Raw genomic sequence first — 820 nt, forward strand, 5'->3', positions numbered from 1 at the left:
GGCACTGTTGCAAAGTTAGCGATGAGGCAGCCTTTTGTCTTATTCAAAGGCCTTACATTTCAAAAACTCTGCTTACCAGGCGCATTTCGCCCAGGGGATCACCATAATAAAATGCTGAGGCCTGGCCTTTGCGTAGTGCACGCATCACCTCAATACCTTTGATGGTGGCGTAAGCCGTCTTCATGGATTTAAATCCCAGCGTGGCGCCGATTATCCGTTTCAGTTTGCCATGATCGCATTCAATCACGTTGTTCCGGTACTTAATCTGTCGGTGTTCAACGTCAGACGGGCACCGGCCTTCGCGTTTGAGCAGAGCAAGCGCGCGACCATAGGCGGGCGCTTTATCCGTGTTGATGAATCGCGGGATCTGCCACTTCTTCACGTTGTTGAGGATTTTACCCAGAAACCGGTATGCAGCTTTGCTGTTACGACGGGAGGAGAGATAAAAATCGACAGTGCGGCCCCGGCTGTCGACGGCCCGGTACAGATACGCCCAGCGGCCATTGACCTTCACGTAGGTTTCATCCATGTGCCACGGGCAAAGATCGGAAGGGTTACGCCAGTACCAGCGCAGCCGTTTTTCCATTTCAGGCGCATAACGCTGAACCCAGCGGTAAATCGTGGAGTGATCGACATTCACTCCGCGTTCAGCCAGCATCTCCTGCAGCTCACGGTAACTGATGCCGTATTTGCAGTACCAGCGTACGGCCCACAGAATGATGTCACGCTGAAAATGCCGGCCTTTGAATGGGTTCATGTGCAGCTCCATCAGCAAAAGGGGATGATAAGTTTATCACCACCGACTATTTGCAACAGTGCC

General features: G+C 52.4%; 1 protein-coding gene. It reads right to left on the reverse strand.

Features of this window, described 5'->3' with window-relative positions:
• Positions 1–52: 52 nt before the first annotated feature.
• A complete protein-coding gene (locus tag ACSIPU_RS30365; protein ID WP_001067855.1) occupies positions 53–757 on the reverse strand; it encodes an IS6-like element IS26 family transposase in 705 nt (234 codons plus the stop codon).
• Positions 758–820: the final 63 nt, after the last annotated feature.

This window comes from Klebsiella sp. HN106 (assembly GCF_051209435.1).
In the GTDB taxonomy this organism is placed as follows: Bacteria; Pseudomonadota; Gammaproteobacteria; order Enterobacterales; family Enterobacteriaceae; genus Klebsiella; species Klebsiella oxytoca.